This window comes from Rothia sp. QJM3NY_36 (assembly GCF_056173115.1).
In genome coordinates this window covers 1,925,607-1,940,398 of record NZ_CM149658.1, presented here as the reverse complement: position 1 = coordinate 1,940,398, position 14,792 = coordinate 1,925,607, and the positions used below count along the sequence as shown (strand labels likewise).

Annotated in this window: 12 protein-coding genes; 9 read left to right on the top strand and 3 right to left on the bottom strand. The window is 72.0% G+C overall.

The genetic code is table 11. The features are described from left to right. Positions 1-75: 75 nt before the first annotated feature. Both AC0VXQ_RS08630 and AC0VXQ_RS08625 read left to right on the top strand, forming a co-directional pair. Positions 76-516, top strand: a complete 441-nt coding sequence (locus tag AC0VXQ_RS08630) for a pyridoxamine 5'-phosphate oxidase family protein (protein WP_224800047.1) — start codon at positions 76-78, stop codon at positions 514-516. 111 nt (positions 517-627) lie between these two features. Beyond that, entirely contained in the window at positions 628-1,158 is a 531-nt protein-coding gene (locus AC0VXQ_RS08625) for a VOC family protein (protein WP_058731161.1), read from the top strand. A gap of 113 nt (positions 1,159-1,271) precedes the next feature. Here AC0VXQ_RS08625 and AC0VXQ_RS08620 read toward each other — a convergent pair whose 3' ends face one another. Then, positions 1,272-2,354: a glutathione S-transferase family protein gene (locus AC0VXQ_RS08620; protein ID WP_129357727.1), complete on the bottom strand. Its 1,083-nt coding sequence runs from the start codon at positions 2,352-2,354 to the stop codon at positions 1,272-1,274. Positions 2,355-2,442: 88 nt separating this feature from the next. Between AC0VXQ_RS08620 and AC0VXQ_RS08615 the strand changes: the two genes are divergently transcribed. From AC0VXQ_RS08615 to proC, 5 genes are all read left to right on the top strand, one after another. Continuing rightward, entirely contained in the window at positions 2,443-4,179 is a 1,737-nt protein-coding gene (locus AC0VXQ_RS08615; protein WP_224800048.1) for a methyltransferase, read from the top strand. A gap of 115 nt (positions 4,180-4,294) precedes the next feature. Beyond that, complete coding sequence (gene topA / locus AC0VXQ_RS08610) at positions 4,295-7,150, top strand: type I DNA topoisomerase (protein WP_058731163.1); 2,856 nt, start codon at positions 4,295-4,297, stop codon at positions 7,148-7,150. A 4-nt stretch (positions 7,151-7,154) separates the two neighbouring features. Continuing rightward, positions 7,155-8,135 (top strand): Ppx/GppA family phosphatase, encoded by a 981-nt coding sequence (locus tag AC0VXQ_RS08605; protein WP_058748409.1) that lies wholly within the window; start codon positions 7,155-7,157, stop codon positions 8,133-8,135. Positions 8,136-8,148: 13 nt separating this feature from the next. Beyond that, positions 8,149-9,003, top strand: a complete 855-nt coding sequence (locus AC0VXQ_RS08600; protein WP_375542915.1) for a sugar phosphate isomerase/epimerase family protein — start codon at positions 8,149-8,151, stop codon at positions 9,001-9,003. Between the two features lie 236 nt (positions 9,004-9,239). After that, complete coding sequence (gene proC / locus AC0VXQ_RS08595; protein WP_058731624.1) at positions 9,240-10,079, top strand: pyrroline-5-carboxylate reductase; 840 nt, start codon at positions 9,240-9,242, stop codon at positions 10,077-10,079. 123 nt (positions 10,080-10,202) lie between these two features. Here the strand turns inward: proC and AC0VXQ_RS08590 are convergent, their stop codons facing one another. Both AC0VXQ_RS08590 and AC0VXQ_RS08585 read right to left on the bottom strand, forming a co-directional pair. After that, positions 10,203-10,871, bottom strand: a complete 669-nt coding sequence (locus AC0VXQ_RS08590; protein WP_129357731.1) for a potassium channel family protein — start codon at positions 10,869-10,871, stop codon at positions 10,203-10,205. Beyond that, on the bottom strand, positions 10,864-12,279 hold the full coding sequence (locus AC0VXQ_RS08585) for a TrkH family potassium uptake protein (RefSeq protein ID WP_358294129.1): 1,416 nt from the start codon (positions 12,277-12,279) through the stop codon (positions 10,864-10,866). Before AC0VXQ_RS08585 ends, AC0VXQ_RS08590 begins: the two co-directional genes overlap by 8 nt. A gap of 348 nt (positions 12,280-12,627) precedes the next feature. On the opposite strand from AC0VXQ_RS08585, the gene AC0VXQ_RS08580 reads away from it, so the two are divergent. Next, complete coding sequence (locus AC0VXQ_RS08580; RefSeq protein ID WP_081046188.1) at positions 12,628-13,779, top strand: acetoin utilization protein AcuC; 1,152 nt, start codon at positions 12,628-12,630, stop codon at positions 13,777-13,779. A gap of 56 nt (positions 13,780-13,835) precedes the next feature. Then, a complete protein-coding gene (locus AC0VXQ_RS08575; RefSeq protein ID WP_475528380.1) occupies positions 13,836-14,738 on the top strand; it encodes an ArsR/SmtB family transcription factor in 903 nt (300 codons plus the stop codon). The last annotated feature ends 54 nt before the right edge of the window (positions 14,739-14,792 follow it).

The following is a 14,792-nucleotide window of genomic DNA, read 5'->3' as shown; positions in this document are numbered from 1 at the left end:
TGCGGCCCGGTCCGGGGGTCGCCGCAGCGGGTCGCGCAGCTCACATGTGCGGGTGGATCATGGGACAATGGCCGCATGAGCTTTCCGATGAACATCTCCGGTCAGGACCGGCAGGAGCAGGAGCCGCGGGTGCGGGAGCTGAGCCTGGACGAGAGCTGGCAGCTGCTGGAGGCGGCCCGCTTCGGACGCCTGGGCACCGCCGACGTCGGGCGGGTGGACATCACCCCGCTGAACATCGTCGCCTCCCACCGGCACCTGTACTTCCGCTCCGCGAAGGGCTCCAAGCTCACCACGCTGCAGCTGAACCCGCACGTGGCCTTCGAGATCGACTCGGTGCAGGGCGGCACGGCCTACAGCGTCATGGTCCGCGGCACCGCCCGCATCCTCACGGACCCGGAGGAGACGGCGAAGGTGGACGCGCTGGGGCTGAAGCCCTGGCTGCGCACCGAGAAGCTCGAGTACGTGGAGATCGCCCCGGACTACATCACCGGGCGCGCCTTCCGCCTCGGCGACTGACGGCCGACGAGGCCGCGGCAGGCGACGTAGGCTCGGGGAGGACGAGCGAGGCCACCCGGCGTCGCCGCTGATCAGCCGGTGAATCCACCGGAGCGAACGTGAGGAGGGCCCATGACGGCCCAGGAGATCAGGGGAATCAACCACCTGGGAGTGACGGTGCCGGACCTGGAGGAGGCCACGCGCTTCCTGCGGGAGGGGCTCGGGGCCAAGGTGGCCTACGACGGGCTGACCGGGCAGGACGAGCCGCGCCAGGGCGAGGAGGTCGAGCGGCAGCTGGGCCTGCCGGCCGGGGCGAAGATCGTGCGGCAGCGGATGATCGTCATCGGCACGGGCCCCAGCCTGGAGATGTTCCAGATCGAGGGCCCGCACCAGCCGGCCGCGGGCCTGGCCGACTACGGGCTGAACCACCTCAGCGTCTACACCGACGACATCGAGACCAGCCGGCAGCGGCTGATCGACGCCGGCGGGCAGGCGCTGTCCGAGGTGCACGGCAACTCCCGGCACGAGGACACCGAGGGCAACGGCAGCGTGTACGTGAAGGCCCCGTGGGGGATGCTGATCGAGCTGCAGACCCTGCCCCACGGCCACTACTACGGCGAGGACTCCGAAGCCGAGGTCTGGACGCCGCCGGCCCGCGACTGAGCGCTGACCCGGCCCGCGACCGAGTCCTCCCGCGCCTGAATGCCGAGCCCCGGCGGAACCCGGGGCTCGGCTGGGCCGGGCCTGGTCCGAGCCGGGGCAGGACCGGAGCGGGACTAGGCCGCCGGGTACAGCGGGTTGTGCCCGGCGGCCACCCGCTCCGCCTCCCGCACCGGGCCCGGGGCGGTGGCCCCCGCGGCGGCGTCGAACGGGGACCCGCCCAGCGCCTCGCGCCCGTGCCCGGTCAGCCACCCGGAGGTGTCCGGGCCCAGGGGCACGATCTGCGTCGGATTGATGTCCTCGTGCACCACGTAGTAGTGCCGCTTGATCTGCTGGAAGTCGATGGTGTCCCCGAATCCCGGGGTCTGGAACAGGTCCCGCGCGTAGCCCCACAGGTTCGGCAGCTCCGTGAGCTTGGACCGGTTGCACTTGAAGTGCCCGTGGTAGACGGCGTCGAAGCGCACCAGCGTGGTGAACAGGCGCACGTCCGCCTCGGTGATGTGCTCGCCCATCAGGTAGCGGCGCTCGGAGAGGCGCTGCTCCAGCCAGTCCAGCGCGGTCCACAGCCGCTCATAGGCGGCGTCGTAGGCCTCTTGGGAGCCGGCGAACCCGCACCTGTACACCCCGTTGTTGACCTCGGTGAACACCCGCTTCATCACCGCGCGCATCTCCTCCTCCAGGGCCTCCGGCCACAGGTCCGGGGCGCCCTCGCGGTGGAAGGCCCGCCACTGCTTGGAGAAGTCCTCCGTGATCTGCGCGAAGTCGTTGGTCACCACCTCCCCGGAAGGGATGTCGACGACGGCGGGCACGGTGATCCCCTTGGGGTAGTCTGGGAAGCGCTTGAGGAAGGCCTGCTGCAGCCGCTCGATGCCCAGGACCGGGTCCACCCCGTCCGGATCCAGGTCGAAGGTCCAGGAGCGGGCGTCGTGGGTGGGTCCGGGCATGCCCACGGAGATCGCCTCCTCCAGGCCCAGCAGGCGCCGCACGATCAGCGTGCGGTTGGCCCACGGGCAGGCGCGCGCCGCGACGAGCCGGTAGCGCCCGGCCTCCACGGGCCAGACGCCGCGCTCGCGCTCATCCGTGCCCGGTGCCAGCCCCGTGTCCGCGAGGATGCGGTCCTCGATGTAGTCGGTGTCCCGGGTGTACTCCTGCCCCGGGGTCACGTAGGTGCCGCGGGTGCTGTGCTGATCGGTGCTCATCCTGCCATTGTGCGCGATAACGCTTGATCTGTGAACCAATCTCGTGCGCCGCGCGGCGGGTGCTCGGCGTCGTGGGAGACTGGAGGCCGTGACCTCCGACGCCCCCGCCTTCTCCCGCATCCCGCACGCCCCGCGCAGCGACGACCCCGCAGCCCTCGAATCCCTGGCCGAGGCCCTGGCCGCCGTGGACTACTCCTACGACGGCGTCCTGGCCCTGCTGGGCGAGGGGCCCTTCGAGGCGATGGCCCGGGATCAGATCGCCCCCGCCCGGCACCGGGTGCGCACCATCCTGGCCGGCACCGCCGCGATGCCCGACGGCGCACGGGTCACCGCGGGGCGGCGTCGGCTGGCCGGGGCCGTGGACTTCTTCCTGCTGGCCGGGACCCTGAGTGCTGAGGCCCTGGACGCGACCCTCGGCGAGGGCGCCGCCCGGCTGCTGGATCACCTCGGCTTCCTCACCCCCGCGAGCGAGGACCCCGAGACCGACGCCCCCGATGCCCCGGCGGCCGCGCCCCGCTACCGGGCGGCCTTCGACCTGCGCCCGCACTCCGCCGACGACGGCACGGACCTGTGGGTGGCCTCGGACCTGGGCGCCCACCAGCACCCCGGGGCGCTGCCCGCCGATCACGTGCTGGGCATCGGGCAGGCCTCCCTGACCCTGGCGCAGATCACCGAGCGCCGCCCCGTGGACACGGCCCTGGACCTGGGTACCGGCTGCGGCATCCAGACCTTCCATCTGCTGGCCCACGCCCGGCACGTGACCGCCACGGACCTCTCCGAGCGCGCCCTGGCCTTCACCCGCTTCAACCTGGTGCTCAACGCCGCGGCCCTCGGCCTGGACCCGGCCCACCCGGAGCAGCGGGTGCGGCTGCTGCGCGGCAGCCTGCTGGAGCCGGTGGCGGGACAGCGCTTCGAGCTGATCGTGTCCAACCCTCCCTTCGTCATCACCCCGCGCACCCCCGGGGAGGATCCGCGGCGGCGCTACACCTACCGCGACGGCGGGATGGCGGGGGATCAGCTCGTGGAGCGGCTGGTGCGCGAGCTGCCCGAGCACCTGGTCCCCGGCGGTCGGGCCCAGCTGCTGGCCAACTGGGAGATCCCCGCCACTGCGCCGGGTCAGCAGGCGGACTGGGACACCCGGCCCCGCCAGTGGGTCGGCGCGGAGACCGAGGCGTGGTTCGTGCAGCGCGAGGAGCTCACCCCGGAGGGCTACGCCCAGACCTGGCTGCGCGATGCCAGCCAGCAGCGGGATCCGGCGGCCTACGAGGAGGCGTTCCTGGCCTACCTCGAGGACTTCGCGGCCCGCGGGGTCGCCGCCGTCGGCTTCGGCATGGTCTGGCTGCGTCGCCCCGCCGAGTCCGAGGCCCCCGCCGACGCCGAGGGGCGGGCCCTGCGCCGCTTCGAGGAGATCACCCACCCGCTGCAGCAGCCGCTGGCCCCGTTCCTGACGGCGGCTGTTGCGGCCCACGACGCCGCGGCGGGCCTGGACGATGCGGCCCTGCGCGAACAGCACCTGACGGTGGGCGAGGACGTCACGGAGGAGCGCCACCAGCGCCCGGGAGCGGAGCACCCGGGGGTGATCCTGCTGCGCCAGGGGGCGGGATTCCGGCGCACCGAGCTGCTGAGCACGCAGGACGCCGGCTTCGTCTCCGCCTGCGACGGCGAGCTGTCCGTCGGGCAGATCCTGGACGCCCTGGGCGCCCTGCTCGGCTGGGAGGGTCCGGACCCGGCCGTGGCCCTGCTGGCGCGGGTGCGCACCCTCGTGGAGCGCGGGTTCCTGGTGCTGCCGGAGACGACGTCGGGCGCCGCTCCCGCCGCGGGCTGAGTCCGACCCCGCCCGCACCCGGCCTGGGGATGCTCGGCGGGGCCCGCGGCGTCCTCGGCTATCGTGGGAACCGCATCCACTCATCCACCGGTCATCTCGATTCCGAAGGAGTCACGTGCCAGCACAGGCGAAGGGCAAGGGCAGCGGGAGGAGCCTCCTTATCGTGGAGTCCCCCTCCAAGGTCAAGACCATCGGGGGCTATCTGGGCGACGCCTACGTCGTCGAATCCTCGATGGGGCACATCCGCGACCTGCCCCAGCCCTCGGAGCTGCCCGCCGAGATGAAGAAGGGCCCGTACGGGAAGTTCGCGGTGGACGTGCAGCACGACTTCGAGCCGTACTACGTCATCAGCCCGGACAAGAAGAAGAAGGTCGCCGAGCTCAAGCGGCTGCTTAAGGACAGCGACGCCTTGTACCTGGCCACCGATGGCGACCGGGAGGGCGAGGCCATCGCCTGGCACCTGCTGCAGGTGCTGCAGCCGAAGGTCCCGGTGCACCGGCTGACCTTCCCGGAGATCACCAAGGAGGCCATCCAGCGCGGCTTCGAGAACCTCCGGGAGATCGATGCGGACCTGGTGGACGCCCAGGAGACCCGCCGGGTGCTGGACCGCATCTACGGCTACGAGCTCTCCCCCGTGCTGTGGCGCAAGGTCAAGCAGGGGCTGTCCGCCGGGCGCGTGCAGTCCGTGGCCACCCGCCTGGTGGTCGAGCGGGAGCGGGAGCGGATGGCCTTCCGCGCCGCCGAGTACTGGAGCCTGACCGGCACCTTCGCCACCAAGGCCGAGGAGTCCTTCACCGCCCGCCTGTCCGCCCTGGACGGCGCCCGGGTGGCCACCGGCCGGGACTTCGCCGACGACGGCGCCCTGAAGCCGGCCTCCCGGGGGAAGGTCGCGCACCTGGACGAGCAGACCGCCCGTGGACTGGTCGCCGCGCTGGAGGGCGCTGATTTCGTGGTGACCTCGGTGGAGACCAAGCCGTACACCCGCCGCCCGGCCGCCCCGTTCACCACCTCGACCCTGCAGCAGGAGGCCGCGCGCAAGCTGCGCTTCTCCTCCCGCTCCACGATGCAGGTGGCCCAGCGCCTCTACGAGTCCGGGTACATCACCTACATGCGCACGGACTCGGTGGCCCTGTCCGAGCAGGCGATCAACGCCGCCCGCCGCCAGGCCACCGAGCTGTACGGGGCGGAGTCCGTCCCGCAGTCCCCGCGCCACTACGCCTCCAAGTCCAAGAACGCCCAGGAGGCCCACGAGGCCATCCGCCCGGCGGGGGACTCCTTCCGCACACCCTCGGCCGTGAAGTCCCAGCTCTCCGCGGACGAGTTCCGGCTCTACGAGCTGATCTGGAAGCGCACCGTCGCCTCCCAGATGGCCGACGCCAAGGGCCAGACCGCCTCGATCCGCCTGGCCGCGCGCACCGCGGACGGGCGCACCGCCGAGTTCTCGGCGTCGGGCACCGTGATCACCTTCCGCGGGTTCCTCGCCGCCTACGAGGAGGGCCGCGACGCCGCCCGCGAGGAGGAGGCCGACGGGCGCGGGCAGGACAAGCGCCTGCCGAAGCTGGCCGAAGGCGACGCGCTGACCGGGCGCGACGTGGCGGCCGACGGGCACGAGACCGCCCCGCCGCCGCGCTACACCGAGGCCTCCCTGGTCAAGGCCATGGACGAGCTGGGAATCGGGCGGCCCTCCACCTACGCCGCGGTGATCTCCACGATCGTGGACCGCGGGTACGTGGCCAACCGCTCCGGCTCCCTGGTGCCGCAGTGGATCGCGTTCTCCGTGGTGCGCCTGCTGGAGGAGCACTTCTCCAAGTACGTGGACTACGAGTTCACCGCGGAGATGGAGGAGGACCTGGACCGCATCGCCCGCGGGGAGCAGGGCAAGGACGAGTGGCTGACCGGCTTCTACTACGGCAACGAGACCAAGCACGGGCTGCTGCCGATCGTGGAGGACCTCGGGGAGATCGACGCCCGGGCCATCAACTCGGTGGAGATCGCCGAGGGGATCACCCTGCGGGTGGGCCGCTACGGGCCGTACCTGGAGTCCGGCGGCGGCGTGGACGAGCAGACCGGGGAGGTCACGGACCCGATCCGGGCCAACATCCCGCAGGACCTCGCCCCGGATGAGCTGACCCCGGAGAAGGCGCGGGAGCTGATCGAGCAGGGCAAGTCCGACGGGCGCGAGCTCGGCGTGGACCCGGAATCCGGGCACATGATCGTGGCCAAGGACGGGCGGTTCGGACCCTACGTCACCGAGCTCATCCCGGAGATGACCGACGAGGAGTTCGAGCGCTGGAAGGCCGAGCAGCCCGTCGAGTACTACAAGAACGGCAAGCCCAAGCCGATCAGGAAGCCCAAGGCCGCCAAGCCGCGCACGGCGTCGCTGTTCAAGTCCATGGACCTGGCCACCGTGACCCTGGAGGAGGCGCTGAAGCTGCTGAGCCTGCCCCGGGTGGTCGGCAAGGACGCCGAGGGCACCGAGATCACGGTGCAGAACGGGCGCTACGGGCCGTACCTGAAGAAGGGCTTGGACTCCCGCTCGATCGCCTCCGAGGAACAGATCTTCACGATCACCCTGGAGGAGGCCGAGGCGATCTACGCCCAGCCCAAGCAGCGCGGGCGGGCCGCGGCCAAGCCGCCGCTGGCCGAGTTCGGGAAGGACCCGAGCACGGACCTGCCGATCGTCGTCAAGGACGGGCGCTTCGGCCCGTACATCACCGACGGGCAGACGAACGTGACGGTGCCCCGCTCGGAGACCCTGGAGGGCCTGACCACCGAGCGGGTCGTGCAGCTGCTCGCGGAGAAGCGGGCCAAGGGCCCGGCCAAGAAGCCCGCCCGGAAGAGCCCCGCCAACAAGACGACGGCCAAGAAGACCACCGGGACCAAGGCCACCGCCAGGAAGACGACCGCGAAGAAGACGACGGCGAAGCGCTCCGGTGCGGCGTCGTCGGCGAAGACCACCGGGAAGGCCTGAACCCATGCGTCTGTCCGTGCTCGACGTCGGCTCCAACACGGTGCACCTGCTGCTGCTGGACGTGACCCCCGGCTCCCGCCCGGAGCCCTACGCCTCCCACAAGATGCCGCTGCAGCTGGTGCAGCACCTCACCGAGGACGGGGACATCTCCGAGAAGGGGCGGGACCTGCTGACCAGCTTCGTCGCCGAGGCCCGGGACTTCGCCGCCGCGCACGACGCCGAGGACCTGCTGGCCTTCGCGACCTCGGCCATCCGCGAGGCCGGCAACGGCGCGCAGGTGCTGGAGCACGTGCAGTCCCGCACCGGGGTGACCCTCACGGAGATCTCCGGGGACCAGGAGTCCGCGATCACCTACTTCGCGGTGCGCCGCTGGCAGGGCTGGGGTGCGGGCACGATCCTGGACCTGGACATCGGCGGCGGCTCCTTCGAGATGTCCATCGGCCAGGACGCCCTGCCCGACGCCGCGGTGTCCGTGCCGCTGGGGGCCGGGCGCCTGACCCGCCGGTTCATCGAGCACGACCCGGCCAAGCCCAAGGAGATCAAGGCGCTGCGCAAGCACGTGCGCCAGACCCTCAAGCCGGCGGTGGAGAAGATCCGCGCGGCCGGCACCCCGGACATGGTGGTGGGCACCTCCAAGACCTTCCGCTCCCTGTCCCGGATCTGCGGGGCCGCGCCCTATTCGGCCGGTCCCTACGTGAAGCGGGAGTTCCACCTGACGGACCTGCGGCTGTGGACCCGGCGCATGGAGGCCATGACCGTGGCCGAGCGGCGGGACCTGCCCGGGGTCTCCGCTCGGCGGGCCGCGCAGATCCTGGCCGGCGGCATCGTCGCGGAGACCGCGCTGGAGCTGTACGGCGTGGAGACCATGCGCTCGGTGCCGTGGGCCCTGCGCGAGGGCCTGATCCTGCGCCGGATGGAGCGGCTGAACTCCGCCCAGGGGCCGACGGCGATGATCGACCCCAAGACCCTCTCGGACCTCGCCTAGGAGCATCTCTTCCGTGTCCACCCCCTCCCTTCCCGCCCCCGACGACGCGCCCCTGCCGGAGGTGCCCGGTCTGGCGCGGCCGGTGGCCCTGTCCACCTCGGCCTGCTACCCGCTGGGGGTCCCGGAGACCTTCGCGACCGCGCAGGACCTGGGCTATGACGCCGTCGAGGTGATGATCACCGGGAACCCGCTGTCCCGGGACCCGGACGAGCTGCTGGACCTGCAGCAGAAGCACCAGCTGCCCATCGCCGCGATCCATGCCCCGACCCTGCTGCTGACCCAGCATGTGTGGGGGGATGCCTGGAACAAGATCCGGCTGGCCGCGAAGATGGTGGAGCGGGTCGGCGCCGACGTCATGGTCGCCCACCCGCCGTTCGTGTGGCAGCGGCGCTACGCCCGCGGCTTCGCCGAGCACGTCTCCCGGATCTCTCGGGAGGAGGGCGTGAAGATCGCGGTGGAGAACATGTACCCGTGGACGGTGCGCGGACACTCGGTGCAGGCCTACGCCCCGCACTGGTCCCCGCTGGATCAGGACTACGAATGGGTCACCTGGGACTTCTCCCACGCGGCGGCCTCCGGCACGGACTCCCTGGAGGCGGTGCGCCAGCTGGGCGGCCGGCTGGGGCACGTGCACCTGACCGACGGCTCCGGGAAGGCCATCATGGATGAGCACCTGCGGCCCGGGCACGGCACCCAGCCGGTGGCCGAGACCCTGGATCACCTGGCGGCGGTGGACTGGCACGGGGTGGTGGGGGTGGAGGTCTCCACCCGCAAGGCCAAGGACGTCTCGATGCGCGATGAGTGGCTGGCCGAATCCCTGGCCTTCGCCCGCGCCCACCTGGGGGAGGCCCCCCGGGAGCGCGACTGAGGCTGCCCCTTTCGGCGTCTCGCGAGGGTCTCCTGACGCCGAGCCGTCAGTGGTGTGCGTTATGGGCACGTTATGCGCCACGTGGGTGACGGTTCGGCGCTCGCGTGCGGCGTCGTCATCGAGTGGTCTCCTGTGACGCGCGGAATAACGGGACGGCGTCGCGCCGTTGCACCGGGCAGAGTCCATCCGTCCCCGACGCCGCGCGGCCGCGTGCCGCGCGAGACAAGGAGTGCCGCATGTCCGCCCCCGTGATCGCCTTCCTCGGCACCGGCTCCATGAACGGCTCGATCCTCGACGGCGTGCTCGCCGGCGGGGCCGACCCGTCCGCGGTGCGCGCGACCACCCGCTCCGCGACCAGCGCCCAGCGGCTGGCGGCCGAGCACCCGGAGATCACGGTGCTCAGCGAGGAGGACGATGAGCGGGCCAACCTGCGGGCCGTCGACGGCGCGGACATCGTGCTGCTGGGGGTCAAGCCCAAGGGCATCCAGGATCTGGCCGCGAGCCTCGCCGAGGCCCTGGATCCCAGCACCGTGGTGCTCTCGGTGGCCGCCGGCATCGACGTGGCGATGCTGGAGCAGGAGCTGCCCGAGGGCCAGCCGGTGGTCCGCTCCATGCCCAACACCCCGTCGTCGGTGGGCCGCGGGGTGATCGCCCTGGTGCCCGGCACCCACGCGGGGGAGGAGGCCCTGGGCCTGGCGAAGGACGTGCTGCGCCACTCCGGCACGGTGCTGGAGGTCTCCGAGGATCAGATCGGGGCGATCACCGGCGTCTCCGGTTCGGGCCCGGCCTACGCGTTCTTCTTCGCCGAGGCGCTGCAGCAGGCCGGGCAGGCCCTGGGGCTGGATGAGCAGACCGCACGGCTGGTGGCCAAGGAGACCCTGGCCGGGGCCGGGGAGCTGCTGCACGCCGACGACGCCGACCCGGCCGCCCTGCGCGAGGCCGTCACCAGTCCAGGCGGCACCACCGAGCAGGCGCTGAAGGTCTTCGCCGAGGGCGGGCTGGTGGAGCTGACCGAGAAGGCCGTGCGCGCCAGCGCCGAGAAGGGCGCGGCCATGGAGGAGCAGTTCCGCCGGTGATGCTCACCGAGCCGGTCGTGGCCAGACCCTTCGGGTTTGGGAGCCTCGCGGGGGTTTGGGAGTGCTCGGGGTGCTCCCAAACCCCCGCGAGGCTCCCAAATCTGGTGATCGGCGTCGGAGGGGCTACGGCCGGGCCGCGAAGCGCTCGATCAGGTCCACCTGGCCGGAGACGATCAGCACGTCCCGGGAGGTGATCTTCGTCTGGGCGGTCGCGTAGGTGAAGTCCTCCCCGGGGGACTTCACACCCACGATGGTCACCCCGTAGCGGTCGCGCAGGTTCGCCTCCTCGATGGTGAACCCGTGGGTCTCCTGGGGCGGGTACATCTTCACGATCGCGAAGTCGTCGTCGAACTCGATGTAGTCCAGCAGGCGCCCGGACACCAGATGCGCTGCGCGGCGCCCGGCGTCGGCCTCCGGGTAGATCACGTGGTGCGCGCCGATGCGGGAGAGGATCTTCCCGTGCGCCGGGGTGATGGCCTTGGCCCAGATCCGCTCGATCCCCAGGTCCACCAGGTTCGCCACGATCAGCACGCTGGACTCGATCGAGGTGCCCACCCCGACGACGGCGGCCCCGAAGTCCTCCGCGCCGACCTGGCGCAGGGCGTCGATGTCCGAGGCGTCGGCCTCCACCACGTGGGTGAGCACCCCGGACCACTTCTGCACGGTCGCGGCGCTGCGCTCGACGGCGAGGACCTCCTTGTTCTGGCGCAGCAGCTGCAGGGCCGTGGACGCGCCGAAGCGGCCCAGGCCGATCACCAGGACGGGGGCGTTGTGGGCGGGACGCTCAGCCAATGAGGGGCCTCTCTTCCGGGTACTTGAACAGGCGCGAGCGGGAGCGCAGGGCCAGGCCGGTGGCCACGGTCACCGTGCCCAGCCGGCCGATGAACATCAGCACAGACAGGATGCACAAGCCGCTGGCGGGCAGGCGCCCGGACAGCCCCACGGACAGCCCGCAGGTCGCGTAGGCGGAGATCACCTCGAACAGGATGGTCTCCAGGGGCTCCCGGCACACCATCATGAGCGCGGCGGTGCCCAGCACCACGCAGGTCGCCGACAGCACGATCACCGTGATCGCGATGCGCAGCACCGAATCCGGGATGGTGCGGTGGAAGGCGGTGACGAACTGGTCGCCGCGCGCCTCGGCGAGGATCGCCAGGAACACCACCGCCATCGTCGTGATCTTGACGCCGCCGGCGGTGGAGGCGGAGCCGCCGCCGACGAACATCAGCATGTCCGTGATGAGCTTGGTGATGGGGTTCATCTGGTCCATGTCCACCAGGTTGAACCCGCCGGAGCGGGTCATCACGGAGGCGAACACCGCGTGCAGGGTCTTCTCCATGACGGTCTCCCCGCCGAGCGTGTCCTCGTTGCCCCATTCGGCCGCTCCCCACAGCAGCGCCCCCACGACCAGCAGGATCAGGGAGCCGAAGATGGTGATGCGGGCGTTGAGGTTCCAGCGCTTGGGGTTGATCCCGACCATCCGCAGCACGAGGATCACGGGGAAGCCGAGGGAGCCGACGAAGACCCCGGCGCACAGCGGCAGCAGGATCCACCAGTCCGTCCCGTACGGGACCAGCCCGTCCGAGTGGGGGGTGAATCCGGCGTTGTTGAAGGAGGACACGGCGTAGAAGATGCCGTGCCACACGGCCGTGAAGAGGTTCTCCCCGAGCAGCATGAACCGCGGGGCCAGGAGCACGGCGATGCTCGCCTCGATGCTCGCCGAGGTCAGCACGACGGTGCGCAGCAGCTGCGCGACCTCCCCGAGTCGGCCCTGCTTGCCGGCGATGCTCAGCCCCTCCTGCGCGAACAGCTTGGTGCGCAGCCCCAGCTTGCGCCCGAGGGCGATGGCCAGCAGCGAGGTCATGGTCAGGGTGCCCAGTCCGCCGATCTGGATGACCAGCAGGATCACCAGCTGCCCGAACACGCTCCACTGGCTGGCCGTGGACACCGCGGTCAGCCCCGTCACGGTCACCGCGGAGGTCGCGGTGAACAGGGTCGTGGCCAGGTCCGGGGCGTGCCCGCTGCGATTGGCGATGGGCAGGCTCAGCAGCAGGGTCGCGACGATGATGACCAGCAGGAACGCGGTGATGGAGATCCGCGCGGGGGAGGTGCCGAAGATCCGTCCGGCGAAGTCCCGGGCCTGCTGGGCGCGGGTGCGCGGCTCACGGGAGAGGGTCGTGGCGGTGTCCCTGCTGAGCACGCCTCCTCCTCCCGGGTGCGTTGCGGCGTCGTGACGGGTCCGAGCCGAACGGGCGTCCAGGCGGCGGGCGGAGAGCTTCAGAGGACGCGGCGGCGGGGGCCGGTTCTCAGCGTAGCGGCTCGGTGGGCCCGGGGACGAGACTGCCGCCCCGGGGCGACGCCGCGGGGCCGGGATCGCGACGACGGCCGGTGGCCTCCACCCCCGGGGCGAGGTCCGGGCGTCATCTGGGAGGGCGCGGTTCGGGTCCGCCGGGTGCGCCGTGTCACAATCGATGACGTGAGCATTCTGCCATCCGCCTCCTCCGGGCGCGGGGCCCAGCCGGAGACCACGGTGCTGTGGGACCCGGCCATGACCGCGTACTTCTTCGGGGATTACCACCCGATGCATCCCAGCCGCCTGGAGGCCACCGCGCGCCTGGCCGCGGACCTGGGACTGTTCGACCTACCCCAGGTCACCCGGCAGAGCCCCGAGGTGCTGGACGACGCCGGTCTGCTCACCGTGCACGACGCCGAGTACGTGGCGGCGGTGCGGCGCATCAGCGCGGACCCCTCGCTGCGGATCCCCGGCACCGGTCTGGACGGGGAGGAGACCCCCGGATTCGCGGGGGTGCACGAGGCCGCGGCCCGGCTGGCCGGGGGCAGCCTGCAGGCGGCCGAGGCCATCCTGGAGGGTACGGCGCAGCACGCGGTGAACTTCGGCGGGGGGATGCACCACGCCCACCGGGACCACGCCAGCGGGTTCTGCGTGTACAACGACTGCGCCGTCGGGATCCGGCACCTGCTGGACCACGGGGTCGGCAGGGTCGCCTACATCGATATCGACGCCCACCACGGGGACGGCACGCAGGCCATCTTCTGGGACGACCCCCGGGTCATGACCATCTCCCTGCACGAGACCGGGATGTCCCTGTTCCCCGGGACCGGCTTCGCCAACGAGTCCGGCCCGGAGGGGGAGGCGGTGGGCACCGCGGTGAACGTGGCCCTGCCCACGCGCACGGGGGACGCGGAGTGGCTGCGGGCCTTCCACGCCGTCGTGCCGCAGCTGGTGCGGGCCTTCGCCCCCGAGGTGATCGTCTCCCAGCACGGCTGCGACTCCCACTTCAAGGACGACATGACGCACCTGCGGCTGTCCGTGGACGCGCAGCGGGAAGCGGCGCTGAGCATCGCGGACCTCGCCGCGGAGCTGACGGAGGACCGCTGGATCGCCACCGGCGGCGGCGGGTACAACGCCCTGGATGCGGTGCCGCGCTCCTGGACGCACCTGATCGGCATCGCCGCCGGCCGGTACCTGGATCCCGCGACGCCGACGCCGCCCAGCTGGCGCTCCTGGCTGCGGGAGCGCTACGGGGTGCGAGCCCCGGAGCTGATGGGCGACGAGGTGGACGTGTGGTGGCGCTCCTGGGAGATCGGGTACGACCCGGCCGATGACCTGGACCGCACCGTGATGGTCACCAGGAAGCAGGTGTTCCCGCTGTGGGGGCTGGACCCGTGGTACGACTGAGCCGGTCGGCGGACCCCGGCGACGGTGCCCGGACATCCGCCGTTAAGGTGGAGGACATGAGCACCGATGTCTTCTCCGTGATCGCCGACCCCACCCGCCGACGCATCCTGCGGGCGGTGCAGGGGCAGGCGCGCCCGGTCAACGGCATCGTCACAGAGCTGGGGGTCAGCCAGCCGACGGTCTCGAAGCACCTGAAGGTCCTGCGCGAGGCCGGGCTGGTGAGCGTGCGCGCGGAGGGTCAGCGGCGCCTGTACTCCCTCCTGCCGGAGCCGCTGGAGCCGGTCCGCCAGTGGCTGGAGGAGCTGATCGCCGCGGGCGAAGAGGCTCCGGCGGAGCAGACCGCGCCGGAGCAGGAGACGACGGGTCTGGGCACGGCGGAGAAGTCCGACGCGGGGGAGGCCCCGGCAGAGCAGGCCGATGCCGCGGCTCCGGCCGCGGAGGACGAGGCTCAGGGGTCTGAGTCTCAGGAGTCGAGACCGCAGGAGCGCCCCGCAGGGGCTTCGGCGCCGGCGGCCGGGGTGGTGCAGCACCGCCCGGCCCATCGCCGCACTCCCCGGCGCTTCCAGCCGCTGACCCCGCTGCCGGCGACCACCCAGCCGGCCGCCCCGCCGACCCCGGAGCCCTTCGACCTGGAGGCAGCCCTGGCCTCGGCCCCCTCGCACCCGGCCGAGGGCGTGCCCACCGATGCCGAGCCCGCTCTTCCCTCCGTCGAGCAGGACATCGCGTCTGACGTCGCACCGGCCGATCCCGCACCCGCAGACGTCGAGTCCGCAGCCGCACCCGCCGCGATCGAGCCAAATCGGCCGGAGCCCCCGCAGGAGCCCGCACCCGCAGATGCCGACCCCTCGGGTCCGGTGGAGGCGGTGGACCCGCTGGCGCGCCGCACGTCATCGGAACCGGCCGATGCGGGACAGTCGGGATTCTTGGCTACGCTGTTTGGCAGGAAGCGCGGGCGATAGGAGGGCCATCCTCACGTCCTGGACCACCACCGTCGACCGTAGGGAAGAATCAGC

Excerpts from the sequence above, each read along its gene's own strand:
- AC0VXQ_RS08630 (WP_224800047.1), top strand. The coding sequence starts at position 76 with ATGAGCTTTCCGATGAACATCTCCGGTCAGGACCGGCAGGAGCAGGAG.
- AC0VXQ_RS08625 (WP_058731161.1), top strand. The coding sequence starts at position 628 with ATGACGGCCCAGGAGATCAGGGGAATCAACCACCTGGGAGTGACGGTG.
- AC0VXQ_RS08620 (WP_129357727.1), bottom strand. The coding sequence starts at position 2,354 with ATGAGCACCGATCAGCACAGCACCCGCGGCACCTACGTGACCCCGGGG.
- AC0VXQ_RS08605 (WP_058748409.1), top strand. The coding sequence starts at position 7,155 with ATGCGTCTGTCCGTGCTCGACGTCGGCTCCAACACGGTGCACCTGCTG.
- proC (WP_058731624.1), top strand. The coding sequence starts at position 9,240 with ATGTCCGCCCCCGTGATCGCCTTCCTCGGCACCGGCTCCATGAACGGC.
- AC0VXQ_RS08580 (WP_081046188.1), top strand. The coding sequence starts at position 12,628 with ATGACCGCGTACTTCTTCGGGGATTACCACCCGATGCATCCCAGCCGC.
- AC0VXQ_RS08575 (WP_475528380.1), top strand. The coding sequence starts at position 13,836 with ATGAGCACCGATGTCTTCTCCGTGATCGCCGACCCCACCCGCCGACGC.